Annotated in this window: 26 protein-coding genes; 15 read left to right on the forward strand and 11 right to left on the reverse strand. The window is 63.1% G+C overall.

The genetic code is table 11. The features are described 5' to 3' along the window. Window positions 1-80: 80 nt before the first annotated feature. Window positions 81-872, reverse strand: a complete 792-nt coding sequence (locus tag QRN70_RS27355) for a dienelactone hydrolase family protein (protein ID WP_285420952.1) — start codon at window positions 870-872, stop codon at window positions 81-83. Between the two features lie 141 nt (window positions 873-1013). Here QRN70_RS27355 and QRN70_RS27360 point away from each other — a divergent pair, with 141 nt between their 5' ends. From QRN70_RS27360 to QRN70_RS27370, 3 genes are all read left to right on the forward strand, one after another. Further along, the gene (locus QRN70_RS27360) at window positions 1014-1619 is read left to right on the forward strand and encodes a hypothetical protein (RefSeq protein ID WP_285420953.1); all 606 of its coding nucleotides are present in this window, start codon (window positions 1014-1016) and stop codon (window positions 1617-1619) included. Between the two features lie 107 nt (window positions 1620-1726). Further along, window positions 1727-2404, forward strand: a complete 678-nt coding sequence (locus tag QRN70_RS27365) for a response regulator transcription factor (RefSeq protein WP_285420954.1) — start codon at window positions 1727-1729, stop codon at window positions 2402-2404. Then, window positions 2401-3747: an ATP-binding protein gene (locus QRN70_RS27370; protein WP_285420955.1), complete on the forward strand. Its 1347-nt coding sequence runs from the start codon at window positions 2401-2403 to the stop codon at window positions 3745-3747. Before QRN70_RS27365 ends, QRN70_RS27370 begins: the two co-directional genes overlap by 4 nt. A 103-nt stretch (window positions 3748-3850) precedes the next feature. On the opposite strand, the gene QRN70_RS27375 is transcribed toward QRN70_RS27370, so the two are convergent. Then, window positions 3851-4849 carry an AraC family transcriptional regulator gene (locus QRN70_RS27375; RefSeq protein WP_285420956.1) on the reverse strand — a complete coding sequence of 333 codons (999 nt, stop codon included), beginning with the start codon at window positions 4847-4849 and terminating at the stop codon, window positions 3851-3853. A 353-nt stretch (window positions 4850-5202) separates the two neighbouring features. Between QRN70_RS27375 and QRN70_RS27380 the strand changes: the two genes are divergently transcribed. Then, window positions 5203-6537 carry a dicarboxylate/amino acid:cation symporter gene (locus QRN70_RS27380; RefSeq protein WP_285420957.1) on the forward strand — a complete coding sequence of 445 codons (1335 nt, stop codon included), beginning with the start codon at window positions 5203-5205 and terminating at the stop codon, window positions 6535-6537. A 144-nt stretch (window positions 6538-6681) separates the two neighbouring features. Next, on the forward strand, window positions 6682-7863 hold the full coding sequence (locus tag QRN70_RS27385) for a CaiB/BaiF CoA transferase family protein (RefSeq protein ID WP_285420958.1): 1182 nt from the start codon (window positions 6682-6684) through the stop codon (window positions 7861-7863). Between the two features lie 120 nt (window positions 7864-7983). Here QRN70_RS27385 and QRN70_RS27390 read toward each other — a convergent pair whose 3' ends face one another. Both QRN70_RS27390 and QRN70_RS27395 read right to left on the reverse strand, forming a co-directional pair. Next, a complete protein-coding gene (locus QRN70_RS27390) occupies window positions 7984-8478 on the reverse strand; it encodes a SprT family zinc-dependent metalloprotease (RefSeq protein WP_285420959.1) in 495 nt (164 codons plus the stop codon). Window positions 8479-8635: 157 nt separating this feature from the next. Then, the gene (locus QRN70_RS27395; protein WP_007917515.1) at window positions 8636-9238 is read right to left on the reverse strand and encodes a Yip1 family protein; all 603 of its coding nucleotides are present in this window, start codon (window positions 9236-9238) and stop codon (window positions 8636-8638) included. A gap of 352 nt (window positions 9239-9590) precedes the next feature. Between QRN70_RS27395 and ttcA the strand changes: the two genes are divergently transcribed. After that, entirely contained in the window at window positions 9591-10415 is an 825-nt protein-coding gene (gene ttcA, locus QRN70_RS27400; protein ID WP_285420960.1) for a tRNA 2-thiocytidine(32) synthetase TtcA, read from the forward strand. 148 nt (window positions 10416-10563) lie between these two features. Then, the gene (locus QRN70_RS27405) at window positions 10564-11238 is read left to right on the forward strand and encodes a DNA-3-methyladenine glycosylase I (protein WP_285420961.1); all 675 of its coding nucleotides are present in this window, start codon (window positions 10564-10566) and stop codon (window positions 11236-11238) included. Between the two features lie 114 nt (window positions 11239-11352). On the opposite strand, the gene QRN70_RS27410 is transcribed toward QRN70_RS27405, so the two are convergent. From QRN70_RS27410 to arsC, 3 genes are read right to left on the reverse strand one after another with little or no spacing between them, the layout of a single operon-like run. After that, the gene (locus tag QRN70_RS27410) at window positions 11353-11778 is read right to left on the reverse strand and encodes a DUF2069 domain-containing protein (protein WP_285420962.1); all 426 of its coding nucleotides are present in this window, start codon (window positions 11776-11778) and stop codon (window positions 11353-11355) included. Between the two features lies 1 nt (window position 11779). Next, a complete protein-coding gene (wrbA, locus tag QRN70_RS27415; protein WP_285420963.1) occupies window positions 11780-12376 on the reverse strand; it encodes an NAD(P)H:quinone oxidoreductase in 597 nt (198 codons plus the stop codon). Next, a complete protein-coding gene (arsC, locus tag QRN70_RS27420; protein WP_285420964.1) occupies window positions 12373-12726 on the reverse strand; it encodes an arsenate reductase (glutaredoxin) in 354 nt (117 codons plus the stop codon). Before arsC ends, wrbA begins: the two co-directional genes overlap by 4 nt. Before the next feature lie 113 nt (window positions 12727-12839). On the opposite strand from arsC, the gene QRN70_RS27425 reads away from it, so the two are divergent. Further along, window positions 12840-13307 (forward strand): TlpA disulfide reductase family protein, encoded by a 468-nt coding sequence (locus QRN70_RS27425; RefSeq protein WP_285420965.1) that lies wholly within the window; start codon window positions 12840-12842, stop codon window positions 13305-13307. A 59-nt stretch (window positions 13308-13366) separates the two neighbouring features. On the opposite strand, the gene QRN70_RS27430 is transcribed toward QRN70_RS27425, so the two are convergent. Beyond that, entirely contained in the window at window positions 13367-13771 is a 405-nt protein-coding gene (locus tag QRN70_RS27430; RefSeq protein WP_285420966.1) for an META domain-containing protein, read from the reverse strand. After that, a complete protein-coding gene (locus QRN70_RS27435; protein ID WP_285420967.1) occupies window positions 13771-14205 on the reverse strand; it encodes a hypothetical protein in 435 nt (144 codons plus the stop codon). The genes QRN70_RS27430 and QRN70_RS27435 overlap by 1 nt, the downstream gene beginning before the upstream one ends. A 134-nt stretch (window positions 14206-14339) precedes the next feature. Between QRN70_RS27435 and QRN70_RS27440 the strand changes: the two genes are divergently transcribed. Beyond that, window positions 14340-14795, forward strand: coding sequence for a hypothetical protein (locus QRN70_RS27440; RefSeq protein WP_285420968.1), 456 nt, complete (start codon window positions 14340-14342; stop codon window positions 14793-14795). A 12-nt stretch (window positions 14796-14807) separates the two neighbouring features. On the opposite strand, the gene QRN70_RS27445 is transcribed toward QRN70_RS27440, so the two are convergent. Together QRN70_RS27445 and QRN70_RS27450 are read right to left on the reverse strand one after the other, a co-directional pair. Continuing rightward, window positions 14808-15797, reverse strand: coding sequence for a 2-hydroxyacid dehydrogenase (locus tag QRN70_RS27445; RefSeq protein ID WP_285420969.1), 990 nt, complete (start codon window positions 15795-15797; stop codon window positions 14808-14810). 82 nt (window positions 15798-15879) lie between these two features. Beyond that, window positions 15880-18633 (reverse strand): response regulator, encoded by a 2754-nt coding sequence (locus QRN70_RS27450; RefSeq protein WP_285420970.1) that lies wholly within the window; start codon window positions 18631-18633, stop codon window positions 15880-15882. Between the two features lie 216 nt (window positions 18634-18849). Between QRN70_RS27450 and QRN70_RS27455 the strand changes: the two genes are divergently transcribed. The 6 genes from QRN70_RS27455 to relA all read left to right on the forward strand — a co-directional run bounded on the left by QRN70_RS27455 (window position 18850) and on the right by relA (window position 26909). Then, window positions 18850-19572 (forward strand): response regulator transcription factor, encoded by a 723-nt coding sequence (locus tag QRN70_RS27455; RefSeq protein ID WP_285420971.1) that lies wholly within the window; start codon window positions 18850-18852, stop codon window positions 19570-19572. Then, window positions 19559-20983, forward strand: a complete 1425-nt coding sequence (locus QRN70_RS27460) for a sensor histidine kinase (RefSeq protein ID WP_285420972.1) — start codon at window positions 19559-19561, stop codon at window positions 20981-20983. Before QRN70_RS27455 ends, QRN70_RS27460 begins: the two co-directional genes overlap by 14 nt. Before the next feature lie 171 nt (window positions 20984-21154). Continuing rightward, complete coding sequence (locus tag QRN70_RS27465; RefSeq protein WP_285420973.1) at window positions 21155-22177, forward strand: PDDEXK nuclease domain-containing protein; 1023 nt, start codon at window positions 21155-21157, stop codon at window positions 22175-22177. Window positions 22178-22286: 109 nt separating this feature from the next. Further along, the gene (gene cysM / locus QRN70_RS27470; protein ID WP_041067515.1) at window positions 22287-23189 is read left to right on the forward strand and encodes a cysteine synthase CysM; all 903 of its coding nucleotides are present in this window, start codon (window positions 22287-22289) and stop codon (window positions 23187-23189) included. Then, window positions 23189-24541, forward strand: a complete 1353-nt coding sequence (gene rlmD, locus QRN70_RS27475; protein WP_285420974.1) for a 23S rRNA (uracil(1939)-C(5))-methyltransferase RlmD — start codon at window positions 23189-23191, stop codon at window positions 24539-24541. The genes cysM and rlmD overlap by 1 nt, the downstream gene beginning before the upstream one ends. Before the next feature lie 124 nt (window positions 24542-24665). Next, the gene (relA, locus tag QRN70_RS27480; RefSeq protein WP_285420975.1) at window positions 24666-26909 is read left to right on the forward strand and encodes a GTP diphosphokinase; all 2244 of its coding nucleotides are present in this window, start codon (window positions 24666-24668) and stop codon (window positions 26907-26909) included. The last annotated feature ends 48 nt before the right edge of the window (window positions 26910-26957 follow it).

Consider the following 26957-nt stretch of genomic DNA (forward strand, 5'->3'; position numbering starts at 1 on the left):
TGGACAGGCGCGTTCCGCTGCGCCGTGCCGTGAGCATTCCCAGGCGCTGCGGGGGAATGCTCGGCACAGCCGCGGGTGGCTCAACTGAAGATTTTCTTGAAGAACGCCTGCATGTCCGCCCAGGATTTTTCATCGGCGGCCTTGTTGTAGCCGATGTCCGGACCGCCATGCTCGCCGTGGCTCAGGCGATCGGCATCGGGATTGCTGAAACCGTGCTTGGCGCCGTCGAGGCTGACGAATTTATAGTCGGCGCCGGCCTTGTCCATTTCCGCCTTGAACGCGGCGACATTGTCCGGCGTCACCATGCTGTCCAGCGCGCCGTGTTCGACCAGCACCTTGGCCTTGACGCTGCCGGGCGTGGCCGGCGTCTTGGTCGCCAGCGCGCCGTGGAAACTCACCACCCCGGCCAGCGGCTCACCCTGACGGGCCGCATTCAGCACCACGCCGCCGCCGAAGCAGTAGCCGATGGCGGCGAGTCTGTTGACGTCGGTCTGCGGCTGTTTCTTCAACAGGTCCAGCCCGGCCTGGAAGCGCTTGCTGGCCGCCGCTGCGTCCGCGGTGGCCGCTTGCATGAAGGCCATGGCGTCTTTCGGGTGCTCGGTGTTCTTGCCTTCGCCGTACATGTCGATGGCCAGCGCACTGTAGCCGAGCCCGGCGAGGTCGCGGGCGCGACGCTTGGCGTAATCGTTGAGGCCCCACCACTCATGCACCACCACGACGCCGGGGCGCGGGCCCTGGATGGCATCGTCGTAGGCGAAGTAGCCGATCAGTTTCGTGCCGTCGGCGCTCTGATAGGGGATTTCCTGGGTCTTGATCGCAGCCTGGCTGAGGCTGCTCATGGCGAGCAGGGCGAAGGCGAGAAACAGGCGCATGGTCGAGGTCTCCTGACAGTGAGTGGTCAAGACAGCCTAGTCGATTTGATTCAGCTCGGGTTCAGAGAGCGTTCAGGGGCGGTACAGGGGTACCCCAGTAACCTTGCGCCATACCCGAAGAGCACAACTGAGGACTACTCGATGACTCGTTTGAACAAGCTGCTGCTGGCTTTCACCGTGATGGGCGCCAGCCTTGCCGCCCACGCTGACACTTCCTCGAACTTCGCCGGCCTGACCTTCGGCCAGACCAGTGACAAGGTGAAAAAATCCAATGCCCTGAACGACAACCTGGGGCACCCGGACGCCAGTGGCGCGATCGACGGCAACAATACCTACGGTGTGCGCCTCGGTCAGCAGAACAGCCAGGGCCGCTACTATGCCACCTACGACAATGTTTCGGGCTCGCACAATGGCATTAAACTGCGCCAGGAAAACCTGCTGGGCAGCTACGATCTGTTCTACCCGGTGGGCGGCAGCACCAAGCTGTTCGGCGGCGCCACCGCCGGCGTGACCAAGCTGAGCCAGACATCGCCAGGCTACAGCCACGACAGCGATATCGGTTATGCCCTCGGCGGCCAGTTCGGTGTGTTGCAGCAAGTCTCGCAGAACACCTCGGTGGAACTCGGTTACCGTTACCTGCGCAGCAACGCCAGCACCGAGATGAGCGAGCGCGGCGGCAGCAAACAGGGTTCGCTGGACTTGACCAGCAGCGCCCAGACCTACCTGTCGGCCAACTACGCTTTCTGACAAGCGACTGGCGTCAGGCCCGCGCCGGGTCGTCCCTCAGGGGGCGATCCGGCGCAGCCATGTCAGGCGAAAGCCTGTGCAGTTGTCGATTTATCCGGGAGAAGGGCATGAAACTGTTGGTCGTCGAAGATGAAGCGCTGTTGCGCCATCACCTGCAAACCCGCCTGACGGAGAGCGGCCATGTGGTCGAGTCCGTGGCCAATGCCGAAGAGGCGTTGTACCAGACCGCGCAGTTCAACTTTGACCTGGCGGTGATCGACCTCGGCCTGCCGGGCATGGGCGGGCTCGACCTGATCCGCCAGTTGCGCTCGACGGGCAAGACGTTCCCGATCCTGATTCTCACCGCGCGCGGCAACTGGCAGGACAAGGTCGAAGGCCTGGCCGCCGGTGCCGACGACTATGTGGTCAAGCCGTTCCAGTTCGAAGAACTCGAAGCGCGGCTCAATGCCTTGCTGCGGCGCTCCAGTGGGTTCACCCAGTCGACCATCGTCGCCGGCCCATTGTTGCTCGACCTGAACCGCAAGCAGGCGACCCTCGATGAGCAACCGCTGGCGCTGACCGCGTATGAATACCGGATCCTCGAATACCTGATGCGTCACCACCAGCAGGTGGTACCCAAGGATCGCCTGATGGAGCAGCTGTACCCGGATGACGATGAGCGCGATCCGAACGTGATCGAAGTGCTGGTCGGCCGGTTGCGGCGCAAGCTCGAAGGGCCGGCCGGGTTCAAGCCGATCGACACCGTGCGCGGGCTCGGCTACCTGTTCAATGAGCGCTGCACTTGATCCGTTCGCTGCGTGTTCGCTTGATGCTCGCCGCCACCACACTGGCGGTGTTGTTCATGCTGGCATTGCTGCCGGCGATGCAGGGCGCCTTCAGCCTGGCGCTGCAGGATTCGATCGAGCAGCGCCTGGCCTCGGACGTGACCACGCTGATTTCCGCCGCGCGCATTGAAAGCAATCGCCTGGTGATGCCGGCGCAACTGCCGGACGAGCGCTTCAATCTCACCGACAGCCGTCTGCTCGGCTACATCTATGACCGCGAGGGGCATCTGGTCTGGCGCTCGAAGGCGACCCAGGAAGAGAAAATCAACTACACCCCGCGTTATGACGGGCGTGGCAACGAGTTCGCGCGGATCCGCGAAGCCAGTGGCCAGGAATTCTTTGTCTATGACGTCGAAGTCAAACTGCTCGGCGGCAAGAGCGCGGCGTTCAGCATCGTCGCCCTGCAACCGGTACGCGAATACGAAACCACCCTCGAAGGGTTGCGTGAAAACCTTTATCTGGGCTTTGGCGCGGCGCTTCTGGTGTTGCTCGCGCTGCTGTGGATCGGCCTGACCTGGGGCCTCAAGGCCTTGCGCCGGCTCAGCCAGGAACTCGACGAGATCGAAAGCGGCACTCGCGAAAGCCTCAGCGAACAGCACCCGCGGGAACTGCTGCGCCTGACCGGCTCGCTCAACCGCCTGCTGCACAGCGAACGCCAGCAGCGCAGCCGTTACCGCGATTCCCTCGACGATCTGGCGCACAGCCTGAAAACCCCGCTGGCGGTGTTGCAGGGGGTCAGCGAAGACATGGCCCAGCGCCCCGAGGATCGCGATCAGGCCTGGGTCCTGCAAACCCAGATCGAACGCATGAGCCAGCAGATTGGTTACCAGTTGCAGCGGGCCAGCCTGCGCAAAAGCGGCCTGGTGCGCCATCAGGTGCGCCTGCGCCCGGTGCTGCAGAGCCTGTGCGACACGCTGGACAAGGTCTACCGCGACAAACATGTGCGGGTGGCGTTCGATCTGCCGGAGCATTGCTACGTGCCGATCGAACAGGGCGCCTTGCTGGAGATGATGGGCAACCTGCTGGAGAACGCCTATCGCCTGTGTCTGGGCGAAGTGCGCATCAGCGTGCGCGACAGTCTCGCCGGCATCGAGTTGTGCATCGAGGATGACGGCCCGGGCGTGCCGCCGGATCAGCGCGCGCGGATTCTCGAGCGCGGCGAGCGCCTGGATCGCCAGCATCCGGGGCAGGGCATCGGCCTGGCGGTGGTCAAGGACATCATCGAGAGCTACAGCGCGAAACTGACCCTGGGCGATTCGCCGATGGGCGGCGCAGCGTTCCGCATTCACTTTCCTGCGGTGTGATTGCAGGCCTTGCCGGCCTCTTCGCGAGCAGGCTCGCTCCCAGATTGAATCCTCTGTGGGAGCGAGCCTGCTCGCGAAGGCGTCAGTCAGTTCACAGCGGGGCTTACTGCTCCTGCGCCCGATAAGCCCCCGGCGTCAGCCCAGTCCACTTCTTGAACGCGCGGTGAAACGCCGACGGCTCGGAAAAGCCCAACTGCTCGGCAATCTGCTGCAGTGACAGGTCTGCCCGGCCCAAGTGATAAATCGCGATGTCGCGGCGCAACTGATCCTTCAACGCCTGAAAACTGGTGCCTTCCTCGCGCAGATGCCGGCGCAGGGTCTGCGGACTGCTATGCAGGTGCGCCGCCACCGATTCGAGATCCGGCCAGCGCGCACTGTCGCGGCTGAGCAAGCGGCGCAGGCGGCTGCTCAGGCTGTCGCCGTCGTCCGGGCGCGACAGCAGGTCGGCGGGGGAGCGCTCGAGAAAATGCTTGAGGGTGCGTTCGTCCTGCAACAGCGGCATCGGCAGATAACGGCTGTGGAACAGCAGGCTGCTCTGCCCTTTGCCAAACTCGAGCGGGCAGGGGAACAGCAAGTCGTACTCGGCGCCATGCGCCGGTTTCGGGTAACTGAACGTGGCCTGCTCCAGGCGAATGCGCTGGCCGATCAGCCAACTGCCGAGGCGGTGCCAGATCACCAGCAGGCTTTCGCTGAGAAAGTGATCCGGGTCGCAGAGCTGTGCGTCGTCGAGGCTCAGGCGCACCCATTCGTCTTCGCGGCTCAGGGTCAGGCGCGGGGCTGCGGGGAATAAGCTATAAAACAATAAGCCGCGATGCAGAGCCTTCTCCAGATTGCGGCAATGAATAATGGCGTGGCACATCATGGCGAAGCTGCCGGGTTTACTCGGCGCGCTGGCGAAACCCAGGTACTCGTCGTCCAGTGCCAGCCACAGCGCCTGGATCAGGCGGGTGAACTGCTCCGGGGCGATGCGCGCCCGAGGTTCGTCGAGCAACTCGGGGCTGATGCCCAGTTGCAACAGCAGGTCCGAGCAGTCCAGCCCCGAGCGGCGCGCGCCACCGAGGGCGGCGCGGGCGAAATGACTGGCGATGGTGCGTTCGCGCATAAGCGGCAAATCCTTCCTCTGGCGCTGGATGGTAGCCGCGGCCGGCAAGTGGCAACAAGGCGGATTTCCGCCAAATTGTAGGACGGGATCGGCCGGGTTGGCGGAAATCCGCCATTGTCGGGTAACCGGAGGGTGACATGGAAAAACCTGCAGTCCCTGATATCAAAAGGCTTGCAGCGATTTGCACCAAAGTGGCACGACGTTTGCGATAAGAGCGACAGAAGCGTGCGCCGAGTCGGTATGAAAACGCGCCGTTCGACACAACAAATCCCTCCAGTGCAGGAGGGTTCGCAATTCAGGTGTCGCGTTCAACAGATGGATGTTGCCGCGCGAGACTCTTGAGGAACTTTGCAATGACGACTCGTCAGCCACTGTACAAATCCCTGTATTTCCAGGTGATCATCGCCATCATCATCGGTATCGCGCTGGGTCACTACTACCCGCAGTTCGGCGTCGCCGTAAAGCCGCTGGGTGACGGGTTCATCAAACTGATCAAGATGATCATCGCGCCCATCATTTTCTGCACCGTGGTCAGCGGCATCGCCGGCATGCAGAGCATGAAGTCGGTCGGCAAGACCGGTGGTTACGCGCTCCTGTACTTTGAAATCGTTTCGACCATCGCCCTGCTGGTCGGCCTTGTCGTGGTCAACATCGTGCAGCCGGGCAACGGCATGCACATCGACGTCAGCACCCTGGACGCCTCGAAAGTCGCCACTTATGTGGCTCAGGGCGCCGACCAGAGTGTCGTTGGCTTCCTGCTCAACGTGATCCCGACCACCATCGTCGGCGCGTTCGCCACCGGTGACATCCTGCAAGTGCTGATGTTCTCGGTGATCTTCGGTTTCGCCCTGCACCGTCTGGGTGACTACGGCCGGCCGATCCTCGACTTCATCGATCGCTTCGCCCACGTGATGTTCAACATCATCAACATGATCATGAAGCTCGCACCCATCGGTGCCTTCGGTGCCATGGCCTTCACCATCGGTGCCTACGGTGTCGGCTCGCTGGTGCAGCTGGGTCAACTGATGATCTGCTTCTACATCACCTGCCTGGCGTTCATTCTGATCGTCCTCGGCGCGATCGCCCGCATGCACGGCTTCAGCGTGCTGAAGATGATCCGCTACATCCGTGAAGAACTGCTGATCGTGCTGGGTACGTCCTCGTCCGAATCGGTATTGCCACGCATGCTGATCAAGATGGAGCGTCTGGGCGCGAAGAAATCCGTCGTCGGTCTGGTGATCCCGACCGGTTACTCGTTCAACCTCGACGGTACGGCGATCTACCTGACCATGGCGGCCGTGTTCATTGCCCAGGCCACCGACACCCACATGGACATCACTCACCAGATCACTCTGCTGGTGGTGCTGCTGCTGTCCTCCAAGGGCGCTGCCGGTGTGACCGGTTCGGGCTTCATCGTGCTGGCGGCCACCCTGTCGGCGGTCGGTCACCTGCCGGTGGCTGGTCTGGCGCTGATCCTCGGCATCGACCGCTTCATGTCCGAAGCCCGTGCCCTGACCAACCTGGTGGGTAACGCCGTGGCGACCATCGTGGTGGCCAAGTGGGTCAAGGAGCTGGACACCGACGTGCTGCAATCCGAGCTGGCCTCGGGCGGTCGCGGTATCTCCGACGAGCGTCAGGAAGATGACCTGGGTGTGGCTGAAGGCCCGACCCCAAGCAACGTCAAGTAACCTTGGCTGTATGGAAAAACCCGCTGCGGCGGGTTTTTTCTTGCCGGCGATTTGAGCGCAACGGTCACCCGGGCTGATGGATCCGGTGATTGCTGTACGCGCCGGCGCTGCCTAGGCTGCAAGCATTGCCCAAGGAGTTCGCCCATGTCCGCACCGCTGGCTTCACTGAAGATTCTCGATTTCTCGACGCTGCTGCCGGGGCCGTTTGCCTCGCTGTTGCTGGCGGACATGGGCGCCGAGGTGTTGCGCATCGAGTCGCCGACGCGGCTCGACCTGATGCGCGTGCTGCCCCCGCACGACCACGGCATGTCGGCCAGCCACGCCTACCTGAACCGCAACAAACGCAGCCTGGCACTGGACCTCAAGCAGCCCGAAGCGCTCGAGGTGGTGAAGCAGTTGGTCAGCGACTACGACATCGTCCTGGAGCAATTTCGCCCCGGGGTGATGGAGCGCCTGGGCCTGGGTTATGAAGCGTTGAAGGCGATCAACCCGAAGCTGATTTACCTGTCGATCAGCGGTTACGGCCAGACCGGCCCCTACCGTGATCGCGCCGGGCACGACATCAATTATCTGGCGCTGGCCGGGCTCGCCAGTTACACCGGCCGCGCCGACAGCGGGCCGTTGCCGCTGGGCATGCAGGTGGCGGACATCGCCGGTGGCTCGCTGCACGGGGTGATCGGCCTGCTGGCGGCGGTGATCGCGCGCCAGCAGACCGGGCAGGGCACGCACCTGGACGTGAGCATGACCGACTGTGCGTTCAGCCTCAACGCCATGGCCGGTGCCGGTTATCTGGCCTGCGGCGAGGAACCGGATTGGGAAGCGCAGATGCTCAATGGCGGCAGCTTCTACGACTACTACCGCTCGCGCGACGGCCGCTGGATGTCGGTGGGCAGCCTGGAGCCCGGGTTCATGCAGTCACTGTGCGCCGCACTGGGCCGGCCGGAGCTGGCGGCGTCAGGGCTGTCAGCCAGGCCGGAGCAACAGCAGGCGCTGAAGGAGGCGTTGAAAATCGAGTTCGAGAAACATGACTTCGGCCAATTGTGCGAGTTGTTCGCCGGCCTCGATGCCTGTGTCGAACCGGTACTGAGCCTGGGTGAAGCGCTGCGTCACCCGCAATTGCAGGCGCGGGAGCTGGTGACGCAGGTGCCGCGCGGGGACGGCACGACGCAGGCGCAGATCGCCTGTCCGCTGAAATTTTCCGAGGCTTTGCCGGCGCCGCGACATGTCGGCGCGGCGTTGGGGCAGCACACGGAGCAGGTGTTGACGGAGTTGGGCTTCAGTGCGCAGCGGATTGCGCAATTGCGTGCGGCCAAGGTGATTCTCTAGCGCCTGCACCGGTCTCATCGCCAGCAGGTTGGCTCCCACCATTGAATCTGTAGGGTTCACAAATCTCTGGTGGGAGCTAGCCTGCTAGCGATGAGGCCAGTCGCAACACTGCAAAACTGCTTATTCCACCCGCATCTCGCCGCTGAACACCAAGGTGTTGCGGCACCTGCGGCACAAATACCGTCGGCCCTGGCGCACCAGGCTATGGCGCTGCGCGGAAAACGGAAAGTCACTGTCGGCGCACGGGCATTTGTAGATGTAGCGCGTCACGCTGCGGCGTTTGACGGCGTAGGTATGACAGCGATCCGGCGGCAGCTCATAGACGCCGCGCATGATCAGTTGCCACTCTTCGCCATGGGGCTGGATGCGGTCGCCGAACAACTGGTGGGCGATCAGATGCGCCACTTCATGGGCCACGGTCTGCTTGAGGAAGTGTTCGGTATTTTCCCGGTACAGCTGCGGGTTGAAGCGCAGCAGATTCTCGTGCAGGTGCGCGACCCCGGCTTTTTGCCCGCGCAGCTTGAGGCTCACCACGGGGCGTTTGAAGGAGCGTTTGAAAAAGGATTCAGCGAGTTGGTAACAGTCTTCGACGCGGGTATTGAGTTGCTCGGGCATGCTTGATGGATCTCCAGAGGCGTCGAGTATGCCGCAACCCTCGGGACTTGCGAATCGGCGAACTGCCGAATGGTCGTCGACTGCGGCGCAGCGACGAGAAGGCCGCCTTGCGGCGGCCTGTATTGGCAGATCTTGTTGTTCTCGACGGTGAATCAAGTCAATTGGTGTAGACCGGGCCCACGCCCAGCCCCCAGACAATCACGGTGAACGCCATGATGGCCACCAGCACCACCAGGCCCACGGCCAGTACCGAACTGGAGAACAGGAAGCCTTCGTCCGACGGAATGTTCATGAAGGTCGGCAGCCCCACGTACAGCAGGTACACCGTGTAGCAGATCGCTGCGGTGCCGACGATCATGCCCAACCACATATGCGGGTACAGCGCCGCCAGTCCGCCGACGAACAACGGGGTAGCGGTGTAGGTGGCGAACGCGACACAGCGGGCCAGGCTCGGATTGGCGTCATAGGTGCGGGCCATCCAGTGCACGAAGGCGCCCATCACCGCGACGCCGCCAAGCATCGCCAGGTACGACATGACGGTCATCCAGATCGCGCTTTCGACGGTGAGCATCACCGGCGCACGATTGCCGATCACCCAGCCGACCTGAGTGGTACCGATGAACGCCGACACGGCGGGGATGGCCGCCAGGATCAGCGTGTGGGTCAGGTACATGTGGCTGATGCTTTCCTCTTGGTCGCCACGGATCTCCTTCCATTCCTGATCGGGGTGGGTAAAAAGTCCCACTACGTGATGGATCATGCCAGTCACTCCTCTTGTTATTGCCATCGCCCCCCAACGGAGCGCCTACGGGCCAAGGTGGCCGAGCAAATACAGGTCTTCAGATTGTGTGCGACCTTATGTCGCAGTATAGAAAGGACTTACCCGCACAGGTGATAGGGGCTTAGAGCAAATCGCGCTGTAAACAGGTGGGGTAATCGCAGTTGCATCTGTAGAAGCTGCCGACGGCTGCGATTCCTGGATTGCCGAAAACAGGCGCAAACCATCGCAGCCGTCGGCAGCTCCTGCAGGGTGCGTCCGTCAGGATGCTGCGCCGCGGCTGGGTTTTTGCGTAAAATGCCGGCCTTTCGTCACACCTCACGGATTTCGCGTCATGGGCACTCTTACGGTCAACCAGAACAAACTGCAAAAGCGCCTGCGCCGCCTGGCCGGCGAAGCGGTCGCCGACTTCAACATGATTGAAGACGGCGACAAGGTCATGGTCTGCCTGTCCGGGGGCAAGGACAGCTACACCATGCTCGACGTGCTGTTGCACCTGCAGAAGGTTGCCCCGATCAAGTTCGAGATCGTTGCGGTGAACATGGACCAGAAGCAGCCGGGTTTCCCCGAGCACGTGCTGCCGGCCTACCTGAAAGAGCTGGGCGTCGAGTACCACATCGTCGAGAAAGACACCTATTCGGTGGTCAAGGAACTGATCCCGGAAGGCAAGACCACCTGCTCGCTGTGCTCGCGCCTGCGTCGCGGCACGCTGTACACCTTCGCCGACGAAATCGGTGCAACGAAAATGGCCCTGGGTCATCACCGCGACGACATCGTCGAGACGTTCTTCCTCAACATGTTCTTCAACGGCACCCTCAAGGCGATGCCGCCGAAGCTGCGCGCCGATGACGGGCGCAACGTGGTGATCCGTCCGCTGGCCTACTGCAACGAGAAGGACATCCAGGCCTACTCGGACTTCAAGGCATTCCCGATCATCCCGTGCAACCTCTGCGGTTCGCAGGAAAACCTGCAGCGTCAGGTGGTCAAGGAAATGCTCCAGGACTGGGAGCGCAAGACTCCGGGCCGCACCGAGAGCATCTTCCGCAGCCTGCAGAACGTGGTGCCGTCGCAACTGGCCGACCGCAACCTGTTCGACTTCACCAGCCTGAAGATCGACGAAACCGCGGCTTCGCGCTTCGTCAACGTCGTCAACCTGTAAACCCGATCTCTGAGGGAGCTAGCCTGCTAGCGATGGCGAACTGTCAGCCGACATGCTTGTCGACTGGCCTACCGCATTCGCTAGCAGGCTAGCTCCCACAGTGTTTTCGGTTCACCGGTGAAATTTCATTTAAACCTCAGGAGAGGGCATGCGCGACTACAAGTGGCTGCACGAATACTGTCTGAACCGCTTCGGTTCGGCGGCTGAACTGGAAGCCCATCTGCCCGTTCCCAAGACCCCGGCGCAACTGCGCAAGATCAGCGACGATCGCTACCTCTCGACCATGGCCCTGCGGGTGTTTCGCGCCGGGCTCAAGCACAGTCTGGTGGACGCCAAGTGGCCGGCCTTCGAGGAAGTGTTCTTCAGGTTCGATCCGGAAAAAGTCGTGCTGATGAGCGCCGAACACCTCGAGCGGCTGATGCAGGATGCGCGGATCATCCGCCACCTGGGCAAGCTCAAGAGCGTGCCGCGCAATGCACAGTTCATCCTCGACGTGGAAAAGGAGCAGGGCAGCTTTGGTGCGTTGATCGCCGACTGGCCGGTGACCGATATCGTTGGCTTGTGGACCTACCTGAAAAAGCACGGTCATCAGTTGGGTGGATTGTCGGCGCCACGCTTCTTGCGCATGGTCGGCAAGGACACGTTCGTGCCCAGCTATGACGTGGTCGCGGCGCTGAATGCGCAGAAGATCGTCGACAAGGTGCCGACCAGCCTGCGCGATCTGGCGATTGTGCAGAACGCGTTCAACCAGTGGCATGAACAGAGTGGCGGTCGGCCGATGAGCCAGATCTCGATGATGCTGGCGTACACCGTCAATCATTGACACCAAGTCGCTTCAATCGCTGGCAAGCCAGCTCCCACAGGATCCCTTGTTGAAACACAATCTTGTGATCGACACAAAAGCCGTGGGAGCTGGCTTGCCAGCGATAGCCCTCTGTCAGGCGACGGCGATCTCGCCTTCACCCGCCAGTTTGCGATTCAGCTGATAGCGCCAGCGCACATACAGCAGGGCCGAGCAGAACAGCGCCAGACTGGCCAGCATCTCCAATACGCCAAACAGCTGCCGGTTCGGGTCGTACGCCGCCAGTGCGCCTTTGATGAAATACAGGTTCACCACAAAACACATCCACGAGTGCGCACGTGCGTTGCCCATGAGCATCCCTGGCGCGAGGATCAGCCACGGGATCAGCTCGACCAGCAAAATCACCCACGGGCGGGCGCCGTGCAGGTCGGCGAAGCCCAGGTAATAAGCCGCCAGCAATCCTGCCAGAGCGAAAAAGCACAGCAGACTGAGCACCCGCATCGCCCGCACCCGTGGCTCCAGCCACGCGATGCTGGGCAGGACTTTCGGCTTCCGGGCCATCTCAGCTCTCCAGTTTCTGCGCGGTTTTCGCCAGGCGTGCGCCGAGTGCGCGGCACAGCGCCATTTCGTGCTGGTCGAGGCCTTTCTTGCCATCGGCGCCGGCGTGGTGGCTGGCGCCGTAAGGGGTGCCGCCGCCCTGGGTTTCCAGCAGCGCCGATTCGCTGTAGGGCAGGCCGGTGATCAGCATGCCGTGGTGCAGCAACGGCAGCATCATCGACAGCAGGGTGGTTTCCTGGCCGCCATGCAGGCTGGCAGTGGAGGTGAACACCCCGGCCGGTTTGCCGACCAGCGCGCCGGTCAGCCACAGGTTGCTGGTGCCGTCGAGAAAATACTTCAGCGGCGCGGCCATGTTGCCGAAACGGGTCGGGCTGCCGAGCGCCAGGCCGGCGCAGTTCTTCAGGTCGTCGAGGGTTGCGTACAGCGCGCCTTCGTCAGGAATGTCCGGCGCGACCGCTTCGCACTCGGTGGAAATCGCCGGCACGGTGCGCAGGCGCGCTTCGAGGCCGGCCTGTTCGACGCCGCGGGCAATCTGCCGGGCCATCTCGTTGGTCGAGCCGCTGCGGCTGTAATACAGCACCAGAATGTACGGCGCGCTCACGGCAGCAACTCCAGGATCCGCTCCGGTGGCCGGCCGATCACGGCGCGGTCGCCGACGGCGAGAATCGGCCGCTCCATCAGTTTCGGGTGGGCCGCGATGGCGGCGATCAGTTGTTCTTCGCCAAGGCTTTCGTCGGCGAGCTGAAGCATTTTGTATTCATCTTCCCCGGTGCGCAGCAGGTGCCGGGCGCTGATGCCGAGCTTGCCCAGCAAGGCCTTGATTTGCCCGGCGTCCAGCGGCGTTTCGAGGTAGCGCACGACGTTCGGCGTCAGGCCTCGGGCTTCGAGCAGTTCCAGCGCACCGCGGGATTTCGAGCAGCGCGGGTTGTGATAAAGCGTCAGATCGGTCATGGCAGGTCGCTTCTGGCGTAAAGTGGCGGCTATTCTAACTGTGCAGCGCGCAATCCAGAACCGTGGGAGGCGATGGGTCGCAGGCGCATTCAATTTTTCACAAGGAACACGACATGACACGGCGATTGGCAGCAGCACTGACGATCATGGGAGCGTTATTGCTGGGGGGCTGCGGCAACGACTATGGCATTGACCAGAACGGTCAGAAAGTGGCGTCCGAGCGCCTGGACAAACAATGGGTGGTGCTCAACTACTGGGCGGAATGGTGCGGGCCTTGCCGCACGGAAATCCCCGAGCTCAATCACCTGGCCGAACAGCTCAAGGACAAGCAAGTCGGCGTGTTCGGGGTCAATTTCGACAACGTGCAGGGCGAAGAACTCAAGGGCGCCAGCGAGAAACTGGGAATCAAATTCACCGTGCTGGCGCAGGATCCGGCGGAGCTCTTCGACCTGCCGCGCAGCGAAGCGCTGCCGGTGACCTACATCATCGACAACAAGGGCAAGGTGCGTGAGCAGTTGCTCGGCGAGCAGACCGCCGCCGGCGTGATGGCCCGGCTGCAGGCGTTGCAGGCGACGAAATAAGACGCCGGCGCGCCGATTCGTTCCCACGCTCAGCGCGGGAACGAATCGGCGTCAGCGGCTCAGCCTTCTTCCAGCCACCAGCGCAAAGGCTTGCCTTCGGCCGGCCAGAAGCGCATCTGCTCGATCGGCGAGATGTCCCAGCGTTGCACATGTTCCAGCGCCTGCAGGAAGCGTTGCTCCTGCTCCATCAGCGCCGGGGCACACAGTTTGCGGGTCTTGCCGATCTTGCCGAAGCTCAGCTTGTCGCCCTCGAGGGTGTACGGCGCGAACCAGTGATTGCAGCCGCCATTGCCATACGCGCGACCATCGTCGCCGAGGGTGATGGTCAGGTGGCTGTAATCCATCAGCGGACGTTCGCCGATCCATTCCAGAATGTAGCTGCGGTTCTGTTGCAGCTGCACCGGCTCCGCGGAGCAGCCCAGCAGGCCGGCGCCGACTGCGGCGGTCAGGACCAGGTGTTTCATCACGCCGGCTCCTGGCATTGCGGGCACAGGTGCTTGTCACCGACGGCTTTCCAGCCGAGTTCGGCGATGCGTGCCGTGGCGGCGACTTTTTCCGCCGGCTTGCCAAGCTTGGCATCCACGGCGAATTCGAAACTCAGTTCCTTGGCGCAGCTGTCGCAGTTGACCTGCCAGGTGTGGATCGCCAGTTCACCGAACACCGGCCCGCTGGTCATCGCGGTCCATTGGCCCGGCGGATTGATCAGGTGGCGGACAGTGTCGACGGTCAGGCGCATGGACAAGTCCTTGCTGCCCTTGAGCGTCACCAGCAGCACGTCGCCGGTACGGATCGAGCCACCGTTGCCGGTGACCTGATAGCGGCCCGGGACCAGCGCGCGGCATTCGGTGAGGGTGTGTTGCGGGTTCATCAGGGTGTAGCGGAAATCGTGTTCGACCATGGGTCCTCCAAATATGCGCGACATGCTAGCACGGGCTCGATTGCAGAATGACGCACGCATGCGACCTTCGATCCGGTTCAAATCGACCCGACAGTCGTGGCAAACTGCCGCCTTCGAATCTGAAGGAACGGAACATGGCGCTGATCGAATGTTATGAATGCCAACGGAGCATCAGCTCCGAAGCGTCGGCGTGCATTCATTGCGGGGCGCCGATGGCGGCGCAGCAGACGCAGGCAGAGGTCGCGCCCGCCGCTGCCAAAGGCACGACGATTTCCTTTGGCAGCCTGCCGCGCAACCGGGCGGTGGCCGAGACCGTAGCCAGCACGCCAGCCCCGGCGCCAGCACCGAAAGCGATGCCGGCCGCCGCCGGGCGTCGTCGCCGCCAGCAGGCGCAGCAGCCGGAATTTCAGCCGCCGCTGAACCCCGACGGTTCGCGTACGGTGGAAACCTGGCTGAGGATCATGGTGTTCCTGCTGCCCATGGTGTTCGTCTGGTTCCTGCTGCGCCGGGGCCACTCGTTCCAGCAGCGGCTGTTCGGTTTCGGCTGGCTCGGTCTGTTGATCCTGGCGTCGTCGCTGTCACCGTCCTGAACCGCTGTCGGTTCAGCCCTCGACCTGGTTCTGCGGCGCACCTGCCGCCCAGTTCGCGATGTTGCGCAGGGTGGTCGCGGCAATCGCGCCGAGTGCTTCGCGCGTCAGGAATGCCTGGTGCGCCGTGACGATCACGTTGGGAAAGGTCAGCAACCGCGCCAGCACATCGTCCTGCAACGGCAGGTCGGAACGGTCTTCGAAGAACAGCTGCGCTTCCTCTTCATAGACATCCAGGCCCAGGTAACCGAGCTGGCCGTCCTTCAAGGCGTCGATCAGCGCCGGCGTGTCCACCAGGCCGCCGCGCCCGGTGTTGATCAGCATGGCCCCCGGCTGCATTTGCGCCAGCGAAGCGCGGTTGATCAGGTGCTTGCTCTGCTCGTTGAGCGGGCAGTGCAGGCTGATGATCTGGGCTTGCGTCAGCAGCTCGGGCAGCGCCAGATAACGCGCACCCAGGGCTTCGACAGCCGGGTTCGGACAGGGATCGAACGCCAGCAAGCGGCACCCGAAACCGTGCATGATTTTCGCGAACGTGGCGCCGATCTGCCCGGTGCCGACGATGCCGACGGTTTTGGCCACCAGATCGAAACCGGTCAGCCCGTGCAGGCTGAAATCACCTTCGCGGGTGCGGTTGTAGGCGCGATGCAGGCGGCGGTTGAGTGCCAGGATCAGGGCCACGGCATGCTCGGCCACGGCATGCGGCGAATAGGCCGGCACCCGCACCACGGCCAGTCCCAGGCGTTTTGCCGTGGCCAGGTCGACGTGGTTGTAGCCGGCCGAGCGCAGGGCAATCAGCCGAGTGCCACCCTGGGCCAGGCGTTCCAGCACCGGTGCGCCGAGGTCGTCGTTGATGAAGGCGCAGACCACCTCGTGCTGCTCGGCCAGCGCCGCCGTATCGAGGCTCAGCCGTGCCGGTTGAAAGTGCAGTTCGATGCCGGGCGGGCAGTCGGCGGCAAGGAAACTGTCGCGGTCGTAGGTCTGGCTGCTGAAAACGATCGTACGCATGCGGTCCTCCTGGAACATCGTCGCGGGCCGGTTCACCCGCGATCACTTTAGCCGACCCCACGGTCAGCGATGTTGCCCTGGATCAGGCGCTGATACGGGCCTGGGCGGCGAGGCGGTTGATGGCGCGCTCCAGTTCGTCCAGCGCCGCCGGCGCTTTCGGGTCGTCCTTTTTCAGCAGGGTTTCACTGCGCTGGCAGGCCGCGCGCAATTGCGGCACGCCGCAGTAGCGGGTCGCGCCGTGCAGGCGATGCACGCGTTCGAGCAGGGCCGTGGGGTCGTGGCTGTCGCGCGCGGCACGGATCGCCTCGCGGTCGGCTTCCAGCGAAGCCAGCAGCATGGCCAGCATGTCGGCGGCCAGATCGGCCTTGCCCGCGGCCAGGCGCAGGCCTTCTTCGTGATCGAGTACCGGCAGTTCCTGAGCGCCCGCGGGGCTGTCGCCGAGTCGATCGGGCGCCTGATTGCGCAGGGCCAGACCGGTCCACTTCAGCACTACCTGGGCCAATTGCCGTTCGCTGATCGGTTTGGTCAGGTAGTCATCCATGCCGCTTTGCAGCAACGCGCGTTTTTCGTTGGCCATGGCGTGCGCGGTGAGGGCCACGATCGGCAACGGCGTGCAGTGCCGCTCGCTTTCCCACTGGCGGATGGTCTCCGTACTCTGGCGGCCGTCCATGCCCGGCATCTGAACGTCCATCAGCACCAGATCGAAGGACTCGCTCTGCACCGCCTTGACGGCGGCGTACCCACTCTCCACCGCCAGCACCTTGGCCCCCATGTCTTCGAGCAGGGTCTGCACCAGCAGCAGGTTGGCCGGGTTGTCGTCGACACACAGCACCTTGGGTGCCCGACTCGACAGCGGTTCGCCCGGCTCGTGGCGTGGCTGGCGCGGGTTGACCAGGTCCGACAGCGCCCGCCGCAGCTTGCGCGTGCACGACGGCTTGGCCTGCAACTGACTGTGCGGATTGGGCACCGACAGGTGGAACAGCGTCTGCTCGGTGGTCGGGCACAGGACCAGCACTTTGCAGCCGAGGTGTTCCAGATCCCAGATATGCTGGTTAAGGCGCTCCGGGAGCATGTCGTTGCTGGTGATGCCGAGCACCGCCAGATCGATCGCCTGCTCGGTTTGATGCGCGCCGGTGACGCCATTGGTCAGGCTTTCCAGGGTATTGAACGGCGTGACGTCGAGGCCGCAATCCTCCAGTTGATGCTGCAGGGCCTGGCGCGCCAGTTCATGACTCTCCAGCACCGCCACGCGACGCCCGAGCAATGGCGCGGCGGGCAGGTCTTCAGCGTCGTCGCGGGTCTTGGGCAGGCTCAGGCTGATCCAGAAGTCCGAGCCTTCGCCCGGCGTGCTGTCGACGCCGATTTCGCCGCCCATCTGCTCGATCAGGCGCTTGGAAATCACCAGGCCCAAGCCGGTACCACCGGGTTGCCGCGACAGCGAGTTGTCGGCCTGGCTGAATGCCTGGAACAACGCCCGCACGTCCTGGCTCGACAGGCCGATGCCGGTGTCCTGGATGCTGATGCGCAACTGCACGCTGTCTTCGTGTTCTTCCTCGAGCATCGCCCGGGCGACGATGGTGCCCTCGCGGGTGAACTTGATCGCGTTGCTGACCAGGTTGGTGAGGATCTGCTTGAGCCGCAGTGGGTCGCCGACCAGCGACAGCGGTGTGTCGCGGTATACCAGGCTGACCAGTTCGAGTTGCTTTGCGTGGGCGGCGGGGGCGAGGATGGTCAGGGTGTCCTGGAGCAGGTCGCGCAGGTTGAACGGAATGTGGTCGAGCACCAGTTTGCCGGCTTCGATCTTCGAGAAGTCGAGGATCTCGTTGATGATCCCCAGCAGGCTGTCGGCGGACTTTTCGATGGTGCCCAGGTAGTCGAGCTGACGCGGCGTCAGTTCGCTTTTCTGCAGCAGGTGGGTGAAACCGAGAATACCGTTGAGCGGGGTGCGGATCTCGTGACTCATGTTGGCGAGGAATTCCGATTTGATCCGGCTCGCTTCCAGGGCTTCCTTGCGTGCGAGGTCGAGTTCGATGTTCTGGATTTCGATGGTTTCCAGGTTCTGCCGGACGTCTTCGGTGGCCTGGTCGACGCTGTGCTGCAACTCTTCGCGGGCGTTCTGCAGGGTGCCGGCCATGCGGTTGATGCCCGAGGCCAATTCGTCCAGCTCCTGGCTGCCGAGGGGTGGCAGACGGGTTTCCAGGTGACCGTCCTTGAGCTGGGCCACGGCCTGTTTGATCTGGCTCAGCGGCCGATTGATCGTGCGGCCCATGCGCAGTGCCAGCAGTGCCGCGCCGGCCAGGCCGACCGCGATCAGCAGCAGGCTGGCGAACAGGCTGCGATAGCCGCGCAGCAACATGCCGTTATGTGACAGTTCCAGCTCGACCCAGCCGAGCAAACGTTCGGATTCGGCGGGGATCAGTTCGCCAGCCAGGTTGCGGTGCTTGCCGAAGACCGGCAGCAGATAGCGTGTGGCATCGTTGCCGCTGCGCCGCAGCAGTTGCGCGCTGTCGCCGCTGGGGGCCTGGTTGAGCATGGTCGGGCCGGCGTGGGCCAGCGGCGAACGGTCGGGAGCGAGGAACGTCACCGCGCGCACGTCGGGTTGTTCCAGGGACTGCGTGGCGATGCGCTCGAGCAGTTCGGTGTTGCCATGGCCCATGGCCGGTGCCACCAGCGGCGCCAGCTGCTCGGCAATCATCTCGCCACGCTGCATCAATTGCGACTGCAAATCGGACTGCTGCATCCACGTGAAGTAGCCGCCCAGGACCAACGCCATCAGGCTTGTCGGCACCAGGGTCAGCAACAGCACGCGACCTTTGATTCCCAGTTTCTTGAGCACGCCTGTCTCCCGCATCCCGCTGATCGTTGTCTCACACGTGCTTCCGGCACGCGACATTGGCGCAGTGTAGCGATTTGCAGGCGGGCGTTCTCCGGAAAAATGATGTCGTCATTCGTCGGCCACCGGCGTGTGGAATCGCCGACAGGGCAGACGTGGGTTGCCCGATGCCTGGCAATCTTGAATAATCGGTCAACTGAGAATTATTTGCAGATACTCATGACTCCTGTTCCCGTTGGCCCGCCACGCATTCTTTCCATCGAAGACGACCCGGTGCTCGGTGCCTATGTCCACGAGCATCTGGGCCGCAGCGGTTTCCAGGTGACCTGGTGCCAGAATGGCAACGAAGGCCTGAACATGGCTCGGCGCCAGCCGTTCGATGTGGTGCTGATGGATATCCTGCTGCCGGGCCTGGACGGCCTCAATGTGCTGACCCAGTTGCGCCAGAGCCACTCCACCCCGGTGCTGCTGATGTCGGCGCTGGGGGCGGAGGCCGATCGCATCAGCGGTTTCCGCCTCGGCGCCGACGATTACCTGCCCAAGCCATTCAGCATGGCCGAATTGCATGTGCGCATCGAAGCGATCCTGCGCCGGGTCGCGCTCGACCGGCGGCCCGTGCCCGTCGCCACGCCCGCGGCGGTGGGCGGACTGCGCTTTGACGACGAGCAGTGCGACGTCTTCTTCGCCGGGCAGGCCGCCGGCCTCACCCGTAGCGAGTACCGTTTGCTGGAAACCCTCAACCGCAATGATGAAGAGGTGCTGAGCAAGGCCTTCCTCTATCAGCATGTGCTGCAGCGCGGTTACGCGGCGCACGATCGCAGCCTCGACATGCACATCAGCCAGATCCGCCGCAAACTCAAGGGCATCGGCTATACCGAGCGCGAAGTGCGCACGGTGTGGGGCAAAGGCTATGTATTGAGCGCCAGCGATGACAATGTCTGACCTGCCGGGCCGGCACTCGCTGTTCTGGAAACTCGCCTGCCTGCTGGTGGCGTTCTGTCTGTTGATGATCTGGCTGAGCTGGTCCTGGGGGCGCTATATGGAGGAGCGCAATCAGTTTCTCTCCGACGAGGCGCGCGGCACCCTCAGCCGTTACGCTGCTGAAGCCGAGCAGGCCTGGCAACGCGGGCAGCGTGCCGGAATCGATAGCTGGCTGCAGAGCATGGAGCTGCGCGAGGCGGCCTGGGTCGGGGTGATCGACCGCAATCTGCAATCGCTGAGCAGCGCTGCGCTGAACGCCGAAGAGATTCAGCACCTGACCTTTCTGCGCGGTCTCGACTGGCCGATCCACAAGAAGGGTCGACCGTGGCTGCGCGTTCCGTTCCCGACTGATCCAGCCGCCGGCAGTCTGGTCATCGAGCTCCCCGAGCGCTTCCTGCCGGGCAAATATCGCGTGTTCTGGCGGGTGATCACCAACGGGGTGATTCCTGGTCTGTTCACCTTGTTGCTGTGTATCGGTCTGTATCGATTGCTGGTGGTGCCGCTGAACAACCTGCGCGAACAGGCCAACGCCTGGCGCGCCGACCAGTTGCACGTGCGGCTCTCCAGCGGCATCACCGAACGCCCGGACGAACTCGGCGAGCTGGCCCGGGCATTCGACTCGATGTCCGAACGCCTGCAATCCACCGTCGCCCTGCAACAGCAATTGCTCCGCGACCTGTCCCATGAACTGCGCACGCCGTTGAGTCGATTGCGCGTGGCCAGCGACAGCGAGCAGGACCTGCTGGCGCTGCGCGAGCGCATCGGGCGCGAGGTCGACGTCATGCAGCGGCTGGTGGAAGACACCCTGCAACTGGCCTGGCTCGACACCGAGCGCGCGCCACTGCCGGAGGAGGCGATCCAGATCCAGGCGCTGTGGGAAATGCTCACCGACAACGCCTGTTATGAAAGTGGCTGGCCGAGTCTGCAACTGCAATGTGCAGTCGACGCTGCGTGCTGGGTTCGGGGCAATCTCAATACGCTGGCCCAGGCCCTGGAAAACATCCTGCGCAATGCCATCCGTCATTCGCCTGCGGGCGGCATCGTCCGTCTCGACGGTCGGCGCGATGGCGCTTACTGGCACCTGTGGCTCGAGGATCAGGGCGGCGGGGTGGCCGAAGCGGATCTGGAGCGGATCTTCTCACCGTTCATTCGCCTTGACGGTTCGCGCCCGGGGGACGGCGGTTTCGGCCTGGGCCTGAGCATTGCCCGCAACGCGGTACAGCGCCAGGGCGGCAGACTGTGGGCGCAGAACAGCGGCACGGGGTTGCGCCTGAATTTGCGCCTGATTGCCGACGACGGCCCTTTAGTCGCGCAGACAGGCGCGAACCGGCCTGATCTCGATATGGCCGGGTATCAGCCAGGCCTGGTTTGACTCGGCCGATCTTGCGCAGGCTGGGAAGCGGCTTGCAGATTCGCCCTCAGGCGTATTTTGTCGGAGTGCTCCGAGCTTTTTGTACGACGTTTCCCAAAGGGGATCAGCGGCAAATGGCAGCGCGAGTGAAGAATTAAGCTCCGCTCTTCACGAGTCTTCAAGGAGTAAGGCATGCGCGCATCCGACGTCACCGGCAACGCAAACACTGATCGTTTCAACGAAGTGCTGGCACTGATTCAAGGTGCCAGGCAACAGGCGATCCAAGCGGTGAATACCCAGCTGATCGACCTGTACTGGCAGGTCGGTGGCTACATCAGTCGCAAGATCGAGCGAGCCGAGTGGGGCGATTCGGTGGTCGGTCAACTGGCCGAGCATCTGGCTAGAAGTCAGCCCGGATTGCGCGGTTTTACCCGCTCCAATCTGTTTCGAATGCGCCAGTTCTATGAGATTTATCGCGCCGAAGAAAAAGTCGCACCACTGGCGCGACAATTGTCCTGGTCACACAACGTAGTCATTTTCGGTCAAAGCAAACGCCCCGAAGAACGCGAATTTTACCTGCGCATGGCCATCCAGGAAAAATGGTCGAAACGCGAACTGGAACGCCAACTCAAAGCGGCCCTGTTCGAGCGCAGCGTCACCCAACCGGCCAAAACCTCGGCAATGCTCAAGCAAAGCCATCCTGCTGCACTCGAGATCTTCCGTGATGCCTACATGCTCGAGTTTCTCGACCTGCCCGGCGGCCATGCCGAAACCGATCTGCATCAGGGCCTGCTCGGCCGGCTCAAGGCATTTCTCAGTGAGCTGGGGCGTGACTTCTGCTTCGTGGGTTCGAAGTACCCGCTGCAGGTCGGCGGTCGGGACTTCGCCCTCGATCTGTTGTTCTTCCACCGAGGGCTGAACTGCCTGGTAGCCATCGAACTCAAGGTCGGTCGCTTTGAACCCGAATACCTGGGCAAGCTCAACTTCTACCTCGAGGCGCTGGATCGTGATGAGCGCAAGCCGCACGAAAACCCGGCCATCGGCGTGTTGCTCTGCGCCAGCAAGGAGGACGAAGTGGTCGAATACGCGCTCAATCGCAGTCTGTCTCCGGCGTTGATCGCGCAATACCAGGTGCAACTGCCCGACAAGCAATTGTTGCAGGCCAAGCTGCACGAGTTTTATGCATTGAATATGGCGCAAGGTGACGCGGACTGATTCAAGCGCTTATTCCCATAAACCATAAGCACCGCACTTTGCGTGATATGGCCTGCGCGGGTTTGCCGGTATGATAGGCGCCCCCGCACGTCTGGATTGCGAATACGCCATGACCCTGCAGTACCCAACCATCGCCGATTGCGTCGGCAACACTCCGCTGGTCCGTTTGCAGCGCCTGCCCGGTGCTACCAGCAACACGCTTTTGCTCAAGCTCGAAGGGAACAACCCGGCGGGTTCGGTCAAGGATCGTCCGGCGCTGTCGATGATCACCCGGGCCGAGTTGCGTGGACAGATCCATGCCGGCGATACGCTGATCGAGGCGACGTCGGGCAACACCGGGATCGCCCTGGCGATGGCCGCTGCGATCAAGGGTTACAAGATGATCCTGATCATGCCGGACAACTCCAGCGCCGAGCGCAAGGCGGCCATGACCGCCTATGGCGCCGAGCTCATTCTGGTCAGCCAGGAAGAAGGTATGGAAGGCGCGCGCGATCTTGCCCAGCGCATGGAGGCCGAAGGCCGCGGCAAGGTGCTGGACCAGTTCGCCAACGGTGACAACCCTGAAGCGCACTACACCACCACCGGCCCGGAAATCTGGCGCCAGACCCAGGGCACCATCACCCATTTCGTCAGCTCCATGGGCACCACCGGTACCATCATGGGCGTGTCGCGCTATCTGAAAGAGCAGAGCGACAGCGTGCAGATCATCGGTCTGCAGCCGATGGAAGGCTCGGCCATTCCCGGCATCCGCCGCTGGCCGCAGGAATACCTGCCGAAGATCTACCAGGCCGACCGTGTCGACCGCATCGTCGACATGGCGCAAAGCGAAGCCGAAGACGTTACCCGCCGACTGGCCCGCGAAGAAGGCATCTTCTGCGGCGTGTCCTCGGGTGGTGCGGTGGCAGCGATGCTGCGCCTGTCCAAGGAAGTTGAAAACGCGGTGATCGTCGCGATCATCTGTGACCGTGGCGACCGTTACCTGTCGACCGGCATTTTCGACGCGGCCAACTGATGGCCAGGCACGAAAGAGGCCTGCGCTTCCAGCCCACCGGCGGCAGCAAGGCTGCGCAAATCCCGACCGGCAAAAAGCAGCGCTTGAAGATCGAGCGCCTGGCCAACGACGGTCGTGGCATCGCGTTTTTCGAAGGTCGTACCTGGTTCGTCCTTGGCGCCCTGGCGGGTGAAGAAGTCGAAGCGCGGGTGCTCGGCGCCCACGGCAAAGTGGTCGAGGCGCGTACCGAACGCGTGTTCAGCGCCAGCGAGTTGCGGCGCCCGGCGCCGTGTCAGCACGCGGGTCGCTGCGGCGGTTGCAGTGTCCAGCACCTGCCCCACGACGAACAGCTTGCCCTCAAACAGCGCATGCTCGCTGAACAGTTGTCGCGGGTGGCCGGGGTCGAACCCGAGGCCTGGGCGGCGCCCTTGACGGCGACGGAGTTCGGCTATCGCCGCCGCGCCCGCGTCGCCGTGCGCTGGGACAGCAAGGCGAAAAAACTCGACGTGGGCTTTCGCGCCGCCGGTAGTCAGGACATCGTCGCGATCAGCGAATGCCCGGTGCTGGTACAGCCCTTGCAACCGATCATGGCCCGCCTGCCGGAAATGCTGCGGCGCTTGAGCAAGCCTCAGGCCCTGGGCCATGTCGAGCTGTTCAGCGGTTCTTCGCTGGCGCTCTTGCTGCGCCATATGGCGCCGCTGTCCGACGCCGACCTGACGATCCTCAAGGATTTCTGCGCGTTCCACCAAGCGCAGTTGTGGCTGCACGGCGACGGCGAACCGCAACCGGTGGACGCCACGCAATCGCTGGGGTATCGCCTGCAGACCTGGGATCTTGATCTGGCCTGGCGGCCGGGCGATTTCATCCAGGTCAACGCCGCGGTCAACGAGGCCATGGTGGCGCAGGCGCTGGAGTGGCTGCAGCCCAAGGCGGACGAGCGCGTGCTTGACCTGTTCTGCGGCCTGGGCAATTTTGCTCTGCCGCTGGCCACGATCGTGCGCGAAGTGGTGGCGGTCGAGGGCGTGCAGACCATGGTCGACCGCGCTGCGGCCAACGCGGCTAGTAACAATTTGCATAACACAAAGTTTTTTCAGGCCGATTTATCCCAGCCTTTGACCGATGCCGAATGGATCGCAAGCGGCTTTTCTGCGGTACTCTTGGACCCACCGCGTGACGGTGCTTTCGAGGTGGTGCGCAAGCTCGCGACCCTGGGCGCCAAGCGGTTGGTGTATGTGTCGTGCAACCCGGCAACGCTGGCGCGCGATACGGTCGAATTGGTCAAGCAGGGCTACCGGTTAAAACGTGCCGGGATTCTCGATATGTTTCCTCAGACGGCACATGTCGAGGCCATGGCGTTATTTGAAGCGAGCTAGGATGGCTCGTCTGATCCGACTGGTCCGCCCGTGCAGCGCTCGTCTTAGCCCCGTGAGCGCGAACGGGCAATGAAGGTCAGCGATTTGACGCATTGAATCTGCGTCGTAGGGAAGGTAAAGCAACATGGTACAGGTGAGAGCACACCAGCCGATCAACACCGACGGCAGTATCAATCTCGAGGCTTGGCTCGATCATGCGGTCAGTGTCGATCTGGCACTGGATCGCGAGGCCTTGAAGGAAGCCTGCGAGTACGCTCGCCAGGCCGAGCAACAATCCAATGCGGCGAAGAATCTCTGGTCCGAAGGCAGCGGCAGTTTCAGCACGGGCCTGGAAATAGCGGAGATTCTTGCCGACCTCAAGCTGGACCAGGATTCGCTGGTCGCCGCGGTGCTGTACCGGGGCGTGCGTGAAGGCCAGATCGAGCTCGCGGCAGTCAGCCAGCGCTTCGGTCCGGTGGTCGCCAAACTGATCGACGGCGTGCTGCGCATGGCGGCGATCAGCGCCAGTCTGAGCCCGCGCCAATCGATGGTGCTGGGCACCCAGGGCCAGGTAGAGAACCTGCGCAAGATGCTGGTGGCGATGGTCGACGACGTGCGCGTCGCACTGATCAAGCTGGCCGAGCGCACCTGTGCGATCCGTGCGGTGAAGACCGCGGATGACGAGAAGCGCAACCGGGTCGCCCGGGAAGTCTTCGATATCTACGCGCCGCTGGCGCACCGCCTCGGTATCGGCCATATCAAGTGGGAGCTGGAAGACCTGTCCTTCCGCTACCTGGAACCCGATCAATACAAACAGATTGCCAAATTGCTGCACGAGCGGCGGCTTGATCGCGAGCGTTTCATCGCCGACGTGATGACCCAGCTCAAGGATGAACTGCAGGCCACCGGCGTCGACGCCGACATCAGTGGTCGGGCCAAGCACATCTATTCGATCTGGCGCAAAATGCAGCGCAAGGGCCTGGAATTCAGCCAGATCTATGACGTGCGTGCGGTGCGCGTACTGGTGCCCGAGATGCGCGACTGCTACACCGCGCTCGGTATCGTCCACACCCTGTGGCGGCACATTCCCAAGGAGTTCGACGACTACATCGCCAACCCGAAGGAGAACGGCTACCGCTCGTTGCACACGGCGGTGATCGGCCCGGAAGGCAAGGTGCTGGAAGTGCAGATCCGTACCCATTCGATGCACGAAGAGGCCGAACTCGGCGTGTGCGCGCACTGGCGCTACAAGGGCACCGACGTCAAGTCCGGCTCCAACCACTACGAAGAGAAAATCTCCTGGCTGCGGCAGGTGCTCGAGTGGCATGAGGAACTGGGTGACATCGGCGGCCTCGCCGAACAGCTGCGGGTCGACATCGAGCCGGACCGGGTCTACATCTTCACCCCCGACGGTCACGCCATCGACCTGCCGAAGGGTGCGACGCCACTGGACTTCGCCTACCGCGTGCACACGGAAATCGGCCACAACTGCCGCGGCGCCAAGATCAACGGGCGGATCGTGCCGCTCAACTACAGCCTGCAGACCGGCGAGCAGGTCGAGATCATCACCAGCAAGCACGGTACGCCGAGCCGCGACTGGCTGAACCCGAACCTCGGTTACGTCACCACCTCGCGGGCACGGGCGAAGATCGTGCACTGGTTCAAGTTGCAGGCCCGCGACCAGAACGTCGCGGCCGGCAAGACCCTGCTCGAGCGCGAGCTCAGCCGCCTCGGCCTGCCGGCGGTGGATTTCGACAAGCTGGCCGACAAGGCCAACATGAAAACCGCCGAGGACATGTTCGCCGCGCTCGGTGCCGGCGACCTGCGCCTGGCGCAACTGGTCAACCTGGCGCAGCAGCTGGTCGAGCCGGAGCGCGGCAACGAGCAGCTGGAACTGATCCCGCGCAAGGCCACCGGCTACAAGCCAGGCAAGCGCGGCGACATCCAGATCCAGGGTGTGGGCAACCTGATGACGCAAATGGCCGGCTGCTGCCAGCCGTTGCCGGGCGATGCGATCGTCGGTTACATCACCCAGGGTCGCGGTGTGAGCATTCACCGTCAGGACTGCGCCTCGGTGCTGCAACTGGCCGGGCGTGAGCCGGAGCGCATCATTCAGGTCAGCTGGGGCCCGGTACCGGTGCTCACCTACCCGGTGGACATCGTCATCCGTGCCTACGACCGTTCCGGTCTGCTGCGCGACGTGTCGCAGGTGCTGCTCAACGAGCGGATCAACGTGCTGGCGGTCAACACCCGCTCGAACAAGGAGGACAACACCGCGCTGATGTCGCTGACCATCGAGATTCCTGGCCTGGATGCGCTGGGACGCTTGCTGGGGCGGATTTCGCAGTTGCCGAACATCATCGAAACGCGGCGTAACCGCACTCCGTGATGAAGTCACGATCACTGTGGGAGCTGGCTTGCCAGCGATTGCAGCACC

Source organism: Pseudomonas sp. efr-133-TYG-5 (genome assembly GCF_030209175.1).
Lineage (GTDB): Bacteria > Pseudomonadota > Gammaproteobacteria > Pseudomonadales > Pseudomonadaceae > Aquipseudomonas.